Here is a 15,429-nt window from a genome sequence, read left to right as displayed (position 1 = left end):
CCGCATCATCCGCTCCTGATCAAACTTCGGGATCGACTTTCCCGCGCAGCGATTTGACTTCGCCACGTACTTTCTTTTCCTTCAGCCTGCGTTTCTTGGACCCAAGTGTTGGTTTGGTGGGCACGCGGCGTTTGGGGGGCGTCAGGGCGGCAACGATCATCTCTTTCAAACGATCCCGCGCGATTTCACGGTTGCGGGCCTGTGACCTCGTATCATCCACCTGAAGCACGATTGCACCGTCCTTGGTCCATTTCCGCCCGGCAATGCGACGCAAGCGCGTTTTCACCGGACCAGGGAGATTGGGGGATCGTTCCGCTTCGAACCGCAGTTCAACCGCAGTCGAGACCTTGTTGACGTTCTGGCCACCGGGGCCAGACGCGCGGATGAACTGCTCTGTCAGTTCCCAGTCTTCGATGCTGATGGACTCTGAAATCTGTATCATCGCCGTTCACTTAGCTCATACAAAAAGGGTCGCCACATGGGCGACCCTTCGAGACTTACGGAGGTGGGGTTCGGTTAGGTTCCACACCAATTCGAGGGGTTTTCACCCAGGGGCTGCCCTAGATGTGCGCCTCTCGAACTGTTCCGACACCTCTCTCCAATACCTCTCTCGACACTGGATCACCTCCTTTCAGCTGTTGATAAAACGCATCTTCAGCGTGACAGGCTTTCCGTGTCGCGCAACTGTTTTCTTACGTCAGCGCTGCTTTTTCGCGAAATCGCAGAACGATGAGTCGAAATGGTATCAGTGCAAGCAGCGCGAGCGCGATCTTGACCATCCAGTCGGCCACAGCGAGCGACACCCAAAGCGGCGCCACCGGGCCTGCGCCGAGCAGCGGGAGCATCTCACCCGCCCAGGATACGTCGTTTGCAGGTTCGATGAAGCTGAGTGTTGCCGAGAACGCGATCGAGAAAAAGAGCGCGGTGTCGACCGACGCGCCAATCAGGGTCGACGCAAGCGGCGCACGCCACCATGCACCGTTGCGCATCTTGTCGAAGATCGAGACATCGAGAAGTTGGGCGGTCAGGAAGGCGATCCCCGATCCCAGCGCGATCCGGAGCGTGACCAGCGGGCCGAATTCGCCTTGAATCTGGGTGCCGATCAACGAGCAGATCACGCCGACGATGAAGCCGGCAAACACGACTTTACGCGCAGCGCTTGGGCCGTAGAGGCGATTCATCAGGTCGGTGACAAGAAATGCGAGCGGATAGGTGAAGGCACCCCATGTCAGCCAGTTCCCGAACAGGAATTGGACGAGGATGTTGGAGGCCAACACGATGAGGGCCATGGCAATAATGCCAGGAATATGTGCGCGGGTCATTGTGACTCCCGTTTTGCCAAGGTTGCGGGGACTTGATTCCCGAAAGGCGGGAATGGCGCGGTGCATATAGCGTGGCTGTCTTACAGACAAGCGATTAGCTGACGGCGTATTCGACGATCTCGGTTTTCTGGAGGAAGAAGAAATTATCGTCGGAGATCATCGTCAGCCGCAGCGTTCCGTCCGTGGCGGCCCACACAGACAGACCTTCAAGATTGTCGTGCCGGCGTGGTTCTGTGGTCAGCAGCGTTTCGCCGTCGAAGCTATCGCCGTTCAGAAGGTCAAACCGCCGGACGCGCGAGGAGAAGCCAAAACCGCTGAACCCCCGTTCTAGGACGTAAAGCTTGCCATCCGGCCCGACATCGGCCCCGACGGGAAGAAAGCCGTCATTGCGCGAGATTGACATCGGTTGATCCCAACCCGTCCCCTGCTGGTAGCGGAATACCGGGAAGGGTACCTGAAGACCTTCGGAAACCTCAGGCAAGGCAAAGAGAGCACCATCACCATCGATGGCCAAAGCTTCCAATCCACGATTATGCGGCAAGGAGCCGAGACCGGGGTAATCCGGCAACGCCGTCCATTCTCCGGTGATGTCGCGACACAGAACGCGATTGGTGCTTTCGACCGAGATATAGAGTCGTCCCTGATCGTCTTTCGCCAATCCTTCGGTGTCCTGCACAGACGGGTCTAGAAACAGGTCGTCGGGTATGTTCAGCGCGGCCATTTCCGCGCTGCGCACTCCGATGATGCGGTCGCCATGTCTGAAAATGGTGCCTTCGATCAAATGGGCCCGATCACTGATAATGACAAAACCTGCGCCATCTGGTGTGAGAGAAATACCGGAATACCCGCCAAAGCCATCGCGCTCCTTTGTCCAATGATAGGACGACAGGAACCGGGCCGTCTGTATGTCCTCGGCCAAAACGCTGTCAGGACTCGAAACGCATCAATTTGCCGACAGAACGGTGGCACATTGAGCGGGAAGGTCGGCAAGTGTCAGTTCCCGACGCGGGGTCGGTTTCGGCGCGTTGGGATCGGGCGGTGGCGGATTGAGGATGTTGTTTACCCATTGCTGCGCGTCGTCACAGCCATCGCCGCGGGGCAGGGCATCCTGATCGACACAGCCGGACATCCCTGCCGGGCAGGCCAATCGCACGTGGAAATGATAGTGGTGGCCGTACCACGGACGGATCTTTCGCAGATACGAACGATCGCCGGTTTCCGCATTGCACATGGCAACCTTTGCGCCGGGGAAAACGAAGATACGCGAAACCCGCGGGTCGCTGGCAGCGGCTTTGATGATGTTGTGATGCTGTTTCGTCCATTGATCGTTGGTGAATGCGCCATTGGACCGGCGCAAGGAGATGGACGAGATATTCTCGCGCTCGGTCCGGGTCAGGTTCAGACGGTTTGCTGGCAGCATCCAGATATCGGCATCAAGGCCGATCTGGTGGCTTGCGTGACCCGTGAGCATGGGCCCGCCGCGCGGTTGGCTTATATCGCCGATATAGAGACCATTCCAACCGGGTTCGCGGGCTGCGATGCGCGACAGGTCCTGCAGGAAGTCGATGGTGACAGGCAGCCCCCAATTGCGGTTCCGCGACAGGCGCATGGCCTGCCACGTTGGCCCGGTTTCCGGAAGCTGCACCTGACCGGCAGCACACCCCTTTGCGTAGCTGCCATAAGCCGCCGGCGCTTGACTGGAGGCGTTCTCCATCCCGCCAAAAAGCTGCTTGGCTTGCCGCGTGCTCAAGACGCCGGTCACGCGGGGGGCGCTGGCGGCGGTTGTCTCCGCGTTGCGCGGACCGCTGTCACCTCCGCAGGCGCTCAGTAGAAAAGCGAGTCCTAGGATAAGCGAAAACCGTTTCATGACACTGCCTGTTTCCCGTTTAGGTTGACCCAGAGTAACAATACAAGGCCGATCAGGAAAAGGCCTATCACGGGGCTGACACCCAATTGTTGTGATCCGGTGGCGTAGGTGGTGATGCCGATCAGCAAAGGTGCCAGAAAACTGGTCGCTTTGCCCGACAGCGCATACAATCCGAAGGCCTCGGTCATGCGGGCCGGGTTGGCCTGACGGACCATCATTGTGCGGCTGGCGGATTGAATCACCCCGCCTGCTGCACCAATCACAGCGCCGACCACGTAGAATGCGATATCGGGAAGAGCCGAACCTTCTGGGATGGGAACACCGAACATCGACTCGCGCGAGATCAGAACAATGGCAATGCCCATCGCTGTCAGCGCAAGGATGCAGACCGCAATCACAGGCTTTGGCCCAAATCGAGAATCCGCCATCCCACCCAGCCAGGCTGCAATGGCTCCGGCGATGATCGCGATGATCCCGAAGATCCCTACATTCTGAACGCTCCAACCAAGGACGCCCGCAGCATAGATGCCACCGAACGCATACATGCCGTTCAGGGCATCTCGGTAAAACATCGCAGATCCGAGATAGGCAAAGAGCGACCGATCCTGCGGAAGGCGCTTCAGCGTGGTCTTGAGATCGTTCAACGCCAGCTTGACCGCGCCTTTGGGCGCCTTTTGCGTCCGAGGTTCCCGCACGAACAGGAAGAACGGGATCATGAACACGACAAACCAGATCGCCACCAGCGGACCAACAAAACGGGTGCCTTCGCGTTCTGCCGGGTCAAGGCCAAATGCAGGTTCCAACCCTATCAGGGTGCGCCCGGTTGTGGCGTTGTCGGCAAAGAACAGTAGCATGATCACAAGCGCGATCAGTCCACCGACATATCCGAACGCCCAGCCATTGCCCGAGATGCGACCTATCTCTTCCGGGGTCCCAAGATCGGGCAGCATGGAGTTGGTGAAGGTTGTCGCGAATTCCATCCCGATCATGCCGATGGCAAAGAATGTCAGGATGAGGATCAGACTGAAATCGCCAGGTACGGCGTACCAAAGCCCTGCCGCCCCGACCACGTACATGATCGAAAACAGCCATATCCAGCGCATCCGGTTGCCGCCCGTATCGGCCAATGCGCCGAGCACTGGAGCAAGAACCGCGATCACCAGTCCAGCAGCGCCGATGCCAAAGCCCCAGGCGGACTGAGCCGTTGTGCCGTCGCCGACCAGTTCCTTGACATAGGGGGCAAAAATGAAGGTGATCAGGAGCGTGTTATAAGGCTGGCTGGCCCAGTCGAAAAAGAACCAGCCCCATATCCGTTTGCGCAGTGACACGTTCGCCATTCCAAATCCCCCTGCCGAGGTTATGGGTGCGAAACGCCGAACCGGCAAGCGCCGTTAATCGGATATGGCGTCCTGCATCGGTGGCCAAGGTCGCGCGTCTTCGGCGCGCAGCCAGTCTGCCACCCAATCGGGCATTTTGGGTGATGATACGTCTGTCAAACCCATCGCCGCGATCACGCGATGGGTCGGGACAATTCCATTCTGATCGGTGACGGCCGACCGGTAAACCGCGTGGTTCGCGCACTCGCCGCTACGTTTCCACATCGACTGTTCGATATAGAGAAACCTTTCGTCCCAGCACAGCAACCGGCTGCGCATTTCGAAGCGTTCAAACGTACGGATGCGACGTCTGTACCTTACGACGACACCGGCCATCGTCAGCCCCCACCGCTGTTCCCGGATCATTGCCATCAGCCCCGTGACCTGCGCCAAAGGGATACGCCCGAGGTCGTAAAGCGTCAGTGTCCGGCCGTTGTTCAACTCCATCCACATGTCGATATCCCAAGGCCAGCACCGATGCTGCGAGACATAGGTTGCAAAGGGCCCAAGCTGTGGGGCTTTGCGGGCTTTCCAAAGGCCAAATGCCATACGGATGATAGGATACATCGGTCACTCCTGTTGCCCGTGTAGTTGACCTTCCGCCGAAACACGTCAATCGCGACCTCGCGGCAAGCGCTCTGACTTGTTCTTCGGCGCGCTTGCGCCTACCTGTTGTCACGTCACTGCCAAGGGAAATCCGTCCGATGCAATCGCTCTACCAGATCCTGATGCTGCTTCTCGATATCGTGTGGTTCTTCATCATCGCCCACGTCATCATGAGTTGGCTGATCAATTTCCAGGTCTTGAACCTGCGTCAGCCGATTGTCGCGCAGATCTGGGACGGCCTGAACCGAATTCTGGAACCGATGTATTCGCGGCTGCGGCGTATCCTGCCGCCGATGTCGGGAATTGACCTCGCGCCGCTGGTCGCCTTGATCGGGGTGTACATCCTGCGCATCGTGCTGGCGAACAATGCCGGGTTCTTCTACGGGTATTGACCCGAGCAAAGGCTTGTTCACGCATCCTTAGTATGAGACTGTCAGGTAAAGAGCAGATATAGTTAAGAAACTGACAGGTCACCCATGCCCCGCGATATGTCTGACGCAGATGCCATTCTGCGCGATATCTTTGGATTCGATAGTTTCCGTCCCGGCCAGTCCGAGATTGTAGAGGCTGTCTCACATGGGGAAAACGTGTTGGCGATCATGCCAACGGGTGGCGGCAAATCGCTTTGTTTCCAACTGCCTGCGCTGGTGCGCCATGGCGTGACGGTTGTAATCTCTCCGTTGATTGCCCTGATGCGGGATCAGGTGCGCGGCTTGCGCGAGGCAGGTGTCAACGCCGGTGCCTTGACTTCGGCCAACACGGACGAGGAAAACGACGCGGTTTGGGACATGCTCCATTCCGGTGCGTTGAAACTGCTCTATCTTGCGCCCGAACGTCTTGCCTCAAGCGGCACGCAGCGGATGCTGCAACAGGCAGGTGTGTCCCTGATTGCCGTGGATGAAGCCCACTGCGTCAGCCAGTGGGGCCATGATTTCCGTCCCGACTACCTGCGCATCGGTGAATTGCGCCGCGCGCTGGATGTGCCACTGGCGGCCTTTACGGCGACGGCGGATGCGGAAACGCAGGAAGAGATCGTCAATCGGCTGTTTGATGGACATGCGCCAACGACGTTTTTGCGGGGGTTTGACCGGCCCAACATCCACCTGATGTTCGCCCCCAAGAACAAGCCGCGTGAGCAAATTCTGCAATTCGCAGCTGCTCGCAAGGATCAGTCGGGCATCATCTATTGTGGCACCCGCGCCAAGACCGAAACGTTGGCGCAGGCGCTTAATGCCGAAGGGCATACTGCGTGTTTCTACCACGGTGGGATGGATCCTGATGCGCGCCGCAGCGTCGAGGCGCGCTTTGCCACCGAGGATGGGCTGATTGTTGTCGCCACAGTTGCCTTTGGCATGGGCGTCGACAAACCGGACATCCGCTGGGTCGCGCATGCCGACCTGCCGAAATCCATCGAAGCGTATTATCAGGAAATCGGTCGCGCCGGGCGTGATGGCGCGCCTGCCGAAACGCTGACGCTGTACGGGTCCGATGACATCCGCTTGCGCCGCTCGCAGATCGACGAAGGACTTGCGCCGCCCGAGCGCCGCCATGCCGACCACGGGCGGTTGAATGCGCTGTTGGGGTTGGCGGAGGCGCTGGAGTGTCGACGCAAGACGCTGCTTGGCTATTTTGGTGAATCAGACATCACCTGTGGGAACTGCGATCTTTGCGACAAACCGGCCGAGGTGTTCGACGGCACCGAGGCGGTCCGAAAAGCATTATCCGCTGCGCTGCGCACCGGCGAAAGCTTTGGTGCAGGGCATCTGATCGACATTCTGTTGGGCACAAAGACCGAGAAGGTCTTGCAACGCAATCATGACAGCCTGCCCACCTTTGGCATCGGAACCGAGCTGAAGCGCGGGGAATGGCAGGCGGTGTTTCGTCAGATGATGGGTCATGACCTGATGCGCCCTGATGCCGAACGACACGGAGCCTTGGTCATGACCGAAGCCGCCCGCCCGATCCTGCGCGGCGAGGCAACGATCCATCTGCGCCGCGACAGTCTTGAAGCGGCCAGCGAACGCCGACCGCAGGTTCGCACCTTGGTCAGCGACGAAGACGCGCCACTGCTGTCGGCGCTCAAGGCAAAACGTCGTGCATTGGCGGAAGAGCAATCCGTTCCAGCCTATGTGATTTTCCCCGACAAGACGCTGATCGAAATGGCAGAGACCCGTCCAAAAACACTGGACGACATGGCGCGGATCAATGGGGTGGGCGCAAAGAAACTCGAACGCTATGGACGCGCGTTTCTTGCGGTCATCGCGGGCGATGTTCCTGACACGCATCCCGCGCGTCGCAAACTGGCCACCAGTGGGGCCGGTGGACTCTACGATGCGCTTTTGGCATCGCAGGCCCAATTGGTCCGGGGGGCATGCGGAACATTGAAGCCGCTGTCCTGCAATGCCGGACAGCTGGCCAAGATAGCCCAAAGCAAACCGCGCGATGAAAGCGGGATTGCACGCATCATCGGCGATCGGCACGCAGAACGGTTTGCCGAGACGTTTCTGGACGTCCTTCGCAACGCGGACTAGATCAACCGGAACTGTCAAATAACAAAGGTACTGCCATGCTCGTCGTGATTTCCCCAGCCAAACGTCTTGACTGGTCCGAGCGGGATGTCCCCATGACCACACCGGTCTTTCAGGACGACGCGAACCGTCTTGCGACATCCGCACGCAATCTGACGCTGGGCAATTTCAAGGCGCTGATGGACCTGAGCGATGACCTTGCCAAGCTGAACCGGGACCGGTTTCGCGCCTTCGAGGACGCGCCTTCAGACAGTGATCTCCGTCCGGCCGCCTTGGCCTTTGCGGGTGATACCTATCAGGGCCTAGAGGCGGAAACGCTGGATGCGGACGAGATGCGCTGGGCGCAGAACCATCTGCGGATTCTGTCAGGGCTTTATGGCGTTCTGCGACCTCTGGATGGCATTCAGGCGTATCGCCTTGAAATGGGCAGTCGGTTGAAAACGCGGCGGGGTGGAAGCCTTTACGATTACTGGCGCGACCAGATTTCCAAGGAACTCAGGGCGCAGGCGTCCGAACTGGGCACCGACACGCTCATCAACTGTGCCAGTCAGGAATATTTTGGCGCGGTTCCTCCCAAGCCGCTGGGACTGCGGATCGTCACGCCCGCCTTCATGGAAGACAAAGGCGATGGCAAGGGTCCGAAGATTGTCAGCTTCTTCGCCAAAAAGGCGCGCGGGTCGATGGCACGGTTCGTCATTCAACGGCGCCTGACAGATCCGGAGGGTATTCTTGATTTCGATCTTGGCGGCTATGCCTATCGCGAGGACCTGTCGGAGCCGGACAAACCGGTTTTCGTCAGACCCTACGACGCCAACTGAACCTGCGGACAATAAAGCCCGAGTTTTTCCAGCAACGCGTCTTTGCGTAGCGGCTTGGTGAGGTAATCTGTCAGACCGGCATCAAGGATGATGTCCTTGTCGCCATCCATCGCGTGCGCTGTCACAGCGATGATCGGCACATGCGGTCCGGTGCCTTCTAACGCGCGAATGCGGGCCGTCGCTTCTTTGCCGTCCATTCCGGGCATGGAAATATCCATGAAGATCACATCGGGTCTTTGTGTCTCGAACGCCGTGACGGCTTCGAACCCGTCATTGGCCAGAGTAAGATCAAGGGCAAGCTTGCTGACCATCTTGCGAAACACCAATTGGTTGGTCCGGTTGTCCTCGGCCAAAAGCACTTTGGGTAATCCGACTTGAGCAGGAGGTTGCGGTGCTTCAGGTGCCGCGCAGGGAACTGCAGTCGAGGTGATAGCCTCCAACAGGGCCGCGCGCGCATAGGGGCGCTGTATCATGCGCAAACGGGTCAGACCGGTTTCGGTAAACCGTTTTGGATCATGCGACAGGACCAAAATCGGTGCGTCATTGGCGATGGAGTTGAATGCATCGAGCGTCGGTTGAAACTCGGGGCTGTCCTGCTCCAACCCAAGGATTGTCAGGCTGACGGAGGCAATCAACTCGGCCGACAGGGTCGACCGGTCCGATGCCAGAATCGGCGTTCCGCCCAGTGCGGCGACCTGATTGATGAGGGGCGTCGTGCCATCTTCGTCCGTATCGTCAATCACGAGAATGCGACGCAGGGACGGATCAAGCTTTCGGGAATTCGCGCCATCCCCGTTATCGACCGGTAGCGTGATCCTGAAGCCAAAACAACTGCCGACACCTTGTTCTGATTCAACCCAGACTTGGCCTTGCATCATCTCGATCAAGCGTCTGGTGATCGCAAGGCCAAGCCCGGTGCCTTCGAACTGACGATTGCGGTCGTCTTCGACCTGATTGAACTCGCCGAAAACATGCTCGATCTTGTCGGCTGCGATCCCGATCCCGGTATCCTCGACCGTGATGCAAAGCGTTGTTTGGTTTTCGTTTGCATCCTCTCCAACCACACGCAAAACCACCCCACCTTCGAGCGTGAACTTGACAGCATTGCCCATCAGGTTGGTCACAATCTGACGGATGCGTCCGGGGTCGGCGACAAATCGGGTTGGCTGTAGGATGTCATAATCAATTCTGAGGCTGAGCCCTTTCGCCCGTGCGCTGGGCTGCAAGAGCAAAACAACCTCGTGCAGCGTTTGTTCGAGGTCAAACGGTTCGGGGTGCAGAACCAATCGGTCCGCGTCGATTTTAGAATAATCCAGCACATCGTTGATGATGACCAAAAGCGCTTCGCCAGAGTGTTTGATGGTTTCGACAAAAAGCCGCTGTTCGCTGTCGAGATCGGTTTCGGTCAGCAGGTCCGCCATGCCGACCACGCCATTCATCGGGGTTCTGATCTCGTGGCTCATATTTGCAAGAAACGCGGATTTCGCCCGGTTCGCGGCTTCGGCCTTTTGGCGGGCCTCATGGAGTTCCTGCTGGTAGCGCACGCTTTCCGTGATGTTCAGCCCAAGGCTCACCACGTCACCTGACGGGCCGCGCCGGTCGAACATGCGAATGTGTTCGCCGTTCCACAGCTGTATCTCTATCGGTTCAGGCGCTTCCTGCTGCCATCGGTCCTGCATCCGTGCACGCCAGTCTGCGGGGCGTTCGCTGCCGATATTGACGATGCCTTCTTCTGTGAGAAGCTGGAGAATGCGCGGATAGGTGATGCCCGGCTGCACTTCTTCCAGATCTTCGAACACGGCAAGATAGGACCGGTTGGCGACGATCATGCGGTTGTCGGCATCGAAAAAGGCGAACCCGTCCTGAATGGTCTCGATCGAATGCCAAAGGCGGCGTTCCGCGATCTGGATCTTTTCGTGAGCGACGCCAAGTTCGGTTTTGACCCGCTGGTTTTCGCCACGAACCATCGCCACTTCGGCACGGGTTTCGACGATTTCATTGCTGAGCTGTTGCGCGTGATTGCCCAATTTGCGGTTTGCCGCAAAAAGCTCGGCCTGTTTGAGTTCGAGTAAACGTTCTGCCGCAAGCCGTGCGCGCCGTTCTTCTGACAGCTTGTTGGCAAGACTCATCCGCACCTCCGTAGTCGACGGTTCGGACTTTCCCGGATCATGGTGAAGAATGAATTAACCCGGCCAAACGGAATGGCCGGGTTTAGATTACTTTGCGCGAATTGGTGTTAGAGACGTTCGATGGCCAGCGCGATACCTTGGCCGCCGCCGATACACATGGTGATCAGAGCCTTGGAACCGCCGATGCGTTCAAGTTCGTAGAGCGCCTTGATCGTGATGATTGCACCGGTCGCACCCACCGGATGACCCAAGGCAATCGCCCCACCGTTTGGGTTCACCTTGGCAGGGTCCAGCCCAAGACCCTTGTTTACGGCCAGGGCCTGCGCGGCAAAGGCCTCGTTGCTTTCGATCACGTCGAAATCGGTGATCGACAGGCCTGTGCGCTTTAGAAGGTTCTCGACCGCTGGCACCGGGCCGATGCCCATGACCTCTGGGCGGACGCCCGCATGGGCATAGCCAAGGATGCGCGCTTTTGGCTTTAAGCCCGCGCTCTGGGCGGCGGATGCCGTGGCGAGGACAATGGCTGCAGCACCGTCGTTGATCCCCGACGCATTACCAGCCGTCACGGTGCCGTCCTTCTGGAACACGGTTTTCAGACCGCTGAGCGCCTCCATCGTGGTCGCTTTGGGATGCTCGTCCGTGTCAAACGGAACCATGTCGCGCTTGACCCTGACTTCAACGGGAACGATCTGGCTCTTGAAACGGCCTTCCGCGATCGCCTGTGCCGCCCGTTGCTGGCTTTCCAGCGCAAAGCTGTCCTGCGCATCGCGGCTGATGTCATGTTCAGCGGCGACATTTTCAGCCGTGACACCCATATGGCCGGTGCCGAAGGGGCAGTTCAGCGCGCCCAGCATCATGTCCATAGTGCGGATGTCACCCATCTTGGCGCCCCAGCGCTGATCGGGCACGATATAGGGCGACCGGCTCATGCTTTCGGCGCCACCCGCCAGCGCGAATTGTGCATCACCCAGCATCAGCGATTGCACAGCCGAAACGATGGCCTGCGCACCCGAGCCGCACAAACGGTTCACGTTCATGGCTGGCGTCGTGTCGGGCACACCGGCCTGCATCGCAGTGACCCGGCTGAGATACATGTCGCGCGGTTCGGTGTTGATGACATGGCCGAACACGACGTGACCGATCTGTGCGCCTTCCACGCCCGACCGCTCCAGCGCAGCCTTGGCGACCGTTGTGCCAAGATCAATGGGCGGGGTTGCCGCGAGCGATCCGCCGAATGTTCCGATTGCTGTTCGTGCGCCGTCGAGGATTACGATATCGTCTGCCATCAAGGCCTCCCTTGTTCCGTTGCGCGTAGTATGAGCCAGCCGAACGGGACTGTCAGCCGCAACGTGCCGTCAGTCGGGGAGCGAATTCGTCGCAAGCTGCGACCCTTCGAGCACTTTGACTTCGCGCTGCGGGAAAGGAATCGAAATGCCGTGTTCCTGAAAGGCATCCCATAAAGCGAGGTACACATTGCCCCGGATATTGGTCAGCCCGCCCGTGGGATCGCGGATCCAGAATCGCAGGATGTAGTCGACCGAACTGTCGCCGAAGCCGACGATGTGGCAGACGGGGGCTTTGAAGCTCAGGACACGGTCCACGGATTTCGCAGCGTTGATCGCGATCTCGCGGACTTTGTGGGGATCGTCGGAGTAGGCCGTACCGAAAAAGATATCCAACCGTACGAATTCGTTCGAGTGGGACCAGTTGACCACCTGACCGGTGATCAGGTCTTCGTTCGGGATCAGGTATTCCTTGCCATCGCGGGTTACGACGCTGACATAGCGCGCGCCAAGGCTGTTGATCCAACCGAACGTATCGCCGAGCGAGATCACGTCGCCGGGTTTGATCGACTTGTCGAGCAGGATGATGATGCCGGACACGAGGTTCGACACGACCTTTTGCAGACCGAACCCAAGGCCGACGCCGATGGCCCCCGACAGAACGGCAAGGCCGGTCAGGTCGACCCCAACAAGGCGGAGACCCATGAAGAACGCTGTGCCGAACAGCAGGACTTGCAGGAACTTGATCGCAAGGACCTGCATGGAGGGCGAGATATCTTCGTTGCGTCGGATCGTGGCAGCGGTTGTGCTGCTGATCAACCGCGCCCCGGTGAGGAGTGCAGCAAGGATCACGATGGCTTGAATCACCAGCCAGAGCGACAGACGGGTTTCACCGATGGTAAAGGCCGCACTGTCGAGAAGCGATTGCGCCTCATCGGACAGCCCGGTGATCGAGAGCGTGACCCAAATCCATGCGCCATAGCGCACGATCGAACGCATCAGGGCGTTCTGGATCAGGCGCGTGGCAAAGGCGATGAACAGCCATGCAGTCGACAGGTCCGCGATGATTGCCAGCAGGTAGGTGCGCGACGGCCATGTGAATTCGCGCATGACCGCGATGACCAGCCAGATCAGAACGACGAACAGAACCATCCGCAAGCGGCGATGGAACACCACCAGTGCGCGCATGCGCCATTTGGGCCAACCTTCGAGGCCGCGCATCCAGTCATGCATGCGCGGTTTGATGATCGCCGCTAGTACATGCGCGACCACGAAGATGCCGAGGGCGATGAAAAGTTGATAGGCATTCCAAGGGCGCAGCAGGCTTGTCAGAAATGTCTCTGCCCAAGCGTACAGGTCGAGTGTGATCTCGGTCAGCGCTTCCGGTGAGACGACGTCAGGGCCCATTCCAATCCCGTTTGACTGTTCCAGCTCAGGGTCGCACCCGAGCGCAGACAGTGCAACAGGTTAAGAGCCTGTGAACGGCAGCGCGATCATAACGGGCGTCAGATCGGTGTCGGCACCTGCGGCGTGCACGATCAGTCCCGCACACAGGATCGCAATCAGTCCCAAATTGATTATGTTCAGTTTTGTCAGCATTTTGCCCGTCGCAACATACTGTACGTGCAAGGGTTGGCTTTGGATCACTTGAGTCAAGTCATGCGCCGACACAGAGCCGCACTTGCGGCAGGAGGGGGCGATGATGTATGGCAGCGCGTATGGAAATGGTTTTCGATCTGGACGAACGCGCGCGGTTGCGGGAGCGTTTCTTCGGTGCGACGCACACGGTGCTCGCGCGGCTATAATCCTGCGCCCGCGCCCACCTCATCCAACACCACATTTTCGCCAAGCAAGGGAGAGGACCCATGTCCCCCAAAACGCTCTATGATAAAATCTGGGACGCCCATGTCGCGCATGAAGCCGATGATGGCACCTGCCTTTTGTATATCGACCGCCACCTCGTTCACGAAGTGACCAGCCCGCAGGCCTTTGAAGGGCTGCGCATGGCGGGTCGCTCGGTGCGCGCACCCGACAAGACCATCGCGGTTCCGGATCATAACGTGCCGACAACGCCCGGTCGCGAAGACCCCAAGAACATGACTGAAGACAGCGCCATTCAGGTCGCGGCGCTTGACAAGAACGCCAAGGATTTCGGTATTCACTACTATCCGGTGTCTGATGTCCGTCAGGGCATCGTCCATATCGTTGGCCCCGAACAGGGCTGGACGCTGCCGGGCATGACCGTGGTCTGCGGCGACAGCCACACCGCGACGCACGGCGCATTCGGCGCGTTGGCACACGGGATCGGAACCTCCGAGGTCGAGCACGTTCTGGCAACCCAGACGCTGATCCAGAAGAAATCCAAGAACATGAAGGTCGAGATCACCGGCAAGCTTGCGCCGGGTGTGACCGCTAAGGACATCACCCTGTCGGTGATCGGCAAGACCGGCACCGCCGGTGGTACGGGCTATGTCATCGAGTATTGCGGCGAAGCGATCCGCGATCTGTCGATGGAAGGCCGGATGACCGTGTGCAACATGGCCATCGAAGGCGGTGCCCGCGCGGGCCTGATCGCTCCTGACGAAAAGACGTTTGAGTATGTCAAAGGCCGCCCGCATGCCCCGAAAGGCGCACAGTGGGAAGCCGCTCTGGCATGGTGGAAGACGCTTTTCTCGGATGAGGATGCACATTGGGACAAGGTGGTCACGATCAAGGGCGAAGACATCGCGCCTGTTGTGACATGGGGCACCTCGCCCGAAGACGTGCTGCCGATCACCGCTGAAGTACCGTCTGCCGACAGCTTTGAAGGTGGCAAAGTCGGTGCAGCGCAGCGGTCGCTGGACTATATGGGTCTGACACCGGGCCAGAAACTGTCGGATATCGAGATCGACACCGTATTTATCGGGTCGTGCACCAATGGCCGCATCGAGGACCTTCGCGCTGCAGCTGAAATCCTCAAAGGCAAGAAGATCGCCGTGAAACGGGCGATGGTCGTGCCGGGATCTGGCCTTGTGCGCGCTCAGGCCGAGGAAGAAGGTCTGGCGGATATCTTCAAGGAAGCCGGGTTCGAATGGCGCCTTGCTGGCTGTTCCATGTGCCTTGCAATGAACCCCGACCAGCTTCAGCCGGGGGAGCGTTGCGCAGCGACGTCCAACCGCAACTTCGAAGGCCGTCAGGGCCGTGGCGGCCGCACACATCTGATGTCGCCTGCGATGGCAGCGGCCGCGGCGATCACTGGGAAACTCACCGATGTGCGGGAGATGATGTAATGGACAAATTCGAAAAACTCACCGGGATCGCGGCTCCGATGCCGCTGGTGAACATCGACACCGACATGACCATCCCCAAGCAGTTCCTGAAAACGATCAAGCGGTCGGGTCTTGGCGTGAACCTGTTCGACGAAATGCGGTACGACAACGACGGCAACGAGATCCCGGATTGCGTGCTGAACAAACCGCAGGACCGTGACGCAGAAATCCTTGTCGCTGGCGACAATTTCG

The 15,429-nt window shown here is 58.9% G+C and carries 14 protein-coding genes and 1 pseudogene; 5 read left to right on the top strand and 10 right to left on the bottom strand.

The features are described 5' to 3' along the window. Positions 1-19 precede the first annotated feature (19 nt). From arfB to JJ869_RS04450, 6 genes are all read right to left on the bottom strand, one after another. A complete protein-coding gene (gene arfB, locus JJ869_RS04475) occupies positions 20-442 on the bottom strand; it encodes an alternative ribosome rescue aminoacyl-tRNA hydrolase ArfB (RefSeq protein WP_292264861.1) in 423 nt (140 codons plus the stop codon). Positions 443-692: 250 nt separating this feature from the next. Continuing rightward, positions 693-1,322 carry a queuosine precursor transporter gene (locus JJ869_RS04470; RefSeq protein ID WP_292264860.1) on the bottom strand — a complete coding sequence of 210 codons (630 nt, stop codon included), beginning with the start codon at positions 1,320-1,322 and terminating at the stop codon, positions 693-695. A 94-nt stretch (positions 1,323-1,416) separates the two neighbouring features. Beyond that, on the bottom strand, positions 1,417-2,241 hold the full coding sequence (locus JJ869_RS04465; protein WP_292264859.1) for an esterase-like activity of phytase family protein: 825 nt from the start codon (positions 2,239-2,241) through the stop codon (positions 1,417-1,419). A gap of 24 nt (positions 2,242-2,265) precedes the next feature. After that, positions 2,266-3,189: a penicillin-insensitive murein endopeptidase gene (gene mepA / locus JJ869_RS04460; RefSeq protein WP_292264857.1), complete on the bottom strand. Its 924-nt coding sequence runs from the start codon at positions 3,187-3,189 to the stop codon at positions 2,266-2,268. After that, a complete protein-coding gene (locus JJ869_RS04455) occupies positions 3,186-4,526 on the bottom strand; it encodes an MFS transporter (RefSeq protein WP_292264856.1) in 1,341 nt (446 codons plus the stop codon). Before JJ869_RS04455 ends, mepA begins: the two co-directional genes overlap by 4 nt. Before the next feature lie 54 nt (positions 4,527-4,580). Then, a complete protein-coding gene (locus JJ869_RS04450) occupies positions 4,581-5,132 on the bottom strand; it encodes an acyl-CoA thioesterase (RefSeq protein ID WP_292264854.1) in 552 nt (183 codons plus the stop codon). Between the two features lie 137 nt (positions 5,133-5,269). Here JJ869_RS04450 and JJ869_RS04445 point away from each other — a divergent pair, with 137 nt between their 5' ends. From JJ869_RS04445 to yaaA, 3 genes are all read left to right on the top strand, one after another. Beyond that, on the top strand, positions 5,270-5,563 hold the full coding sequence (locus JJ869_RS04445) for a YggT family protein (RefSeq protein ID WP_292264853.1): 294 nt from the start codon (positions 5,270-5,272) through the stop codon (positions 5,561-5,563). Positions 5,564-5,659: 96 nt separating this feature from the next. Beyond that, a complete protein-coding gene (gene recQ / locus JJ869_RS04440) occupies positions 5,660-7,702 on the top strand; it encodes a DNA helicase RecQ (RefSeq protein WP_292264852.1) in 2,043 nt (680 codons plus the stop codon). 35 nt (positions 7,703-7,737) lie between these two features. Next, the gene (yaaA, locus tag JJ869_RS04435; RefSeq protein ID WP_292264851.1) at positions 7,738-8,517 is read left to right on the top strand and encodes a peroxide stress protein YaaA; all 780 of its coding nucleotides are present in this window, start codon (positions 7,738-7,740) and stop codon (positions 8,515-8,517) included. Here the strand turns inward: yaaA and JJ869_RS04430 are convergent. The 4 genes from JJ869_RS04430 to JJ869_RS04415 form a co-directional block, all read right to left on the bottom strand. Then, the gene (locus tag JJ869_RS04430) at positions 8,502-10,646 is read right to left on the bottom strand and encodes an ATP-binding protein (RefSeq protein ID WP_292264849.1); all 2,145 of its coding nucleotides are present in this window, start codon (positions 10,644-10,646) and stop codon (positions 8,502-8,504) included. The genes yaaA and JJ869_RS04430 overlap by 16 nt on opposite strands. 107 nt (positions 10,647-10,753) lie before the next feature. Beyond that, the gene (locus tag JJ869_RS04425) at positions 10,754-11,932 is read right to left on the bottom strand and encodes an acetyl-CoA C-acyltransferase family protein (RefSeq protein WP_292264847.1); all 1,179 of its coding nucleotides are present in this window, start codon (positions 11,930-11,932) and stop codon (positions 10,754-10,756) included. 69 nt (positions 11,933-12,001) lie between these two features. Continuing rightward, positions 12,002-13,336 (bottom strand): mechanosensitive ion channel domain-containing protein, encoded by a 1,335-nt coding sequence (locus tag JJ869_RS04420; RefSeq protein ID WP_292264845.1) that lies wholly within the window; start codon positions 13,334-13,336, stop codon positions 12,002-12,004. A gap of 60 nt (positions 13,337-13,396) precedes the next feature. After that, positions 13,397-13,528, bottom strand: a complete 132-nt coding sequence (locus JJ869_RS04415) for a hypothetical protein (RefSeq protein WP_292264843.1) — start codon at positions 13,526-13,528, stop codon at positions 13,397-13,399. Positions 13,529-13,794: 266 nt separating this feature from the next. Between JJ869_RS04415 and leuC the strand changes: the two genes are divergently transcribed. Together leuC and JJ869_RS04405 are read left to right on the top strand one after the other, a co-directional pair. Next, positions 13,795-15,198: a 3-isopropylmalate dehydratase large subunit gene (gene leuC, locus JJ869_RS04410; protein WP_292264841.1), complete on the top strand. Its 1,404-nt coding sequence runs from the start codon at positions 13,795-13,797 to the stop codon at positions 15,196-15,198. Next, positions 15,198-15,429, top strand: a pseudogene (locus JJ869_RS04405) (3-isopropylmalate dehydratase small subunit); the annotation flags it as partial. The gene leuC and the pseudogene JJ869_RS04405, both read left to right, overlap by 1 nt.

It is taken from the genome of Marivita sp., assembly GCF_017643905.1.
Lineage (GTDB): Bacteria > Pseudomonadota > Alphaproteobacteria > Rhodobacterales > Rhodobacteraceae > Marivita.
The sequence above is the reverse complement of the archived record's forward strand: the minus strand, read 5'-3'. Positions and strand labels throughout refer to the sequence as shown.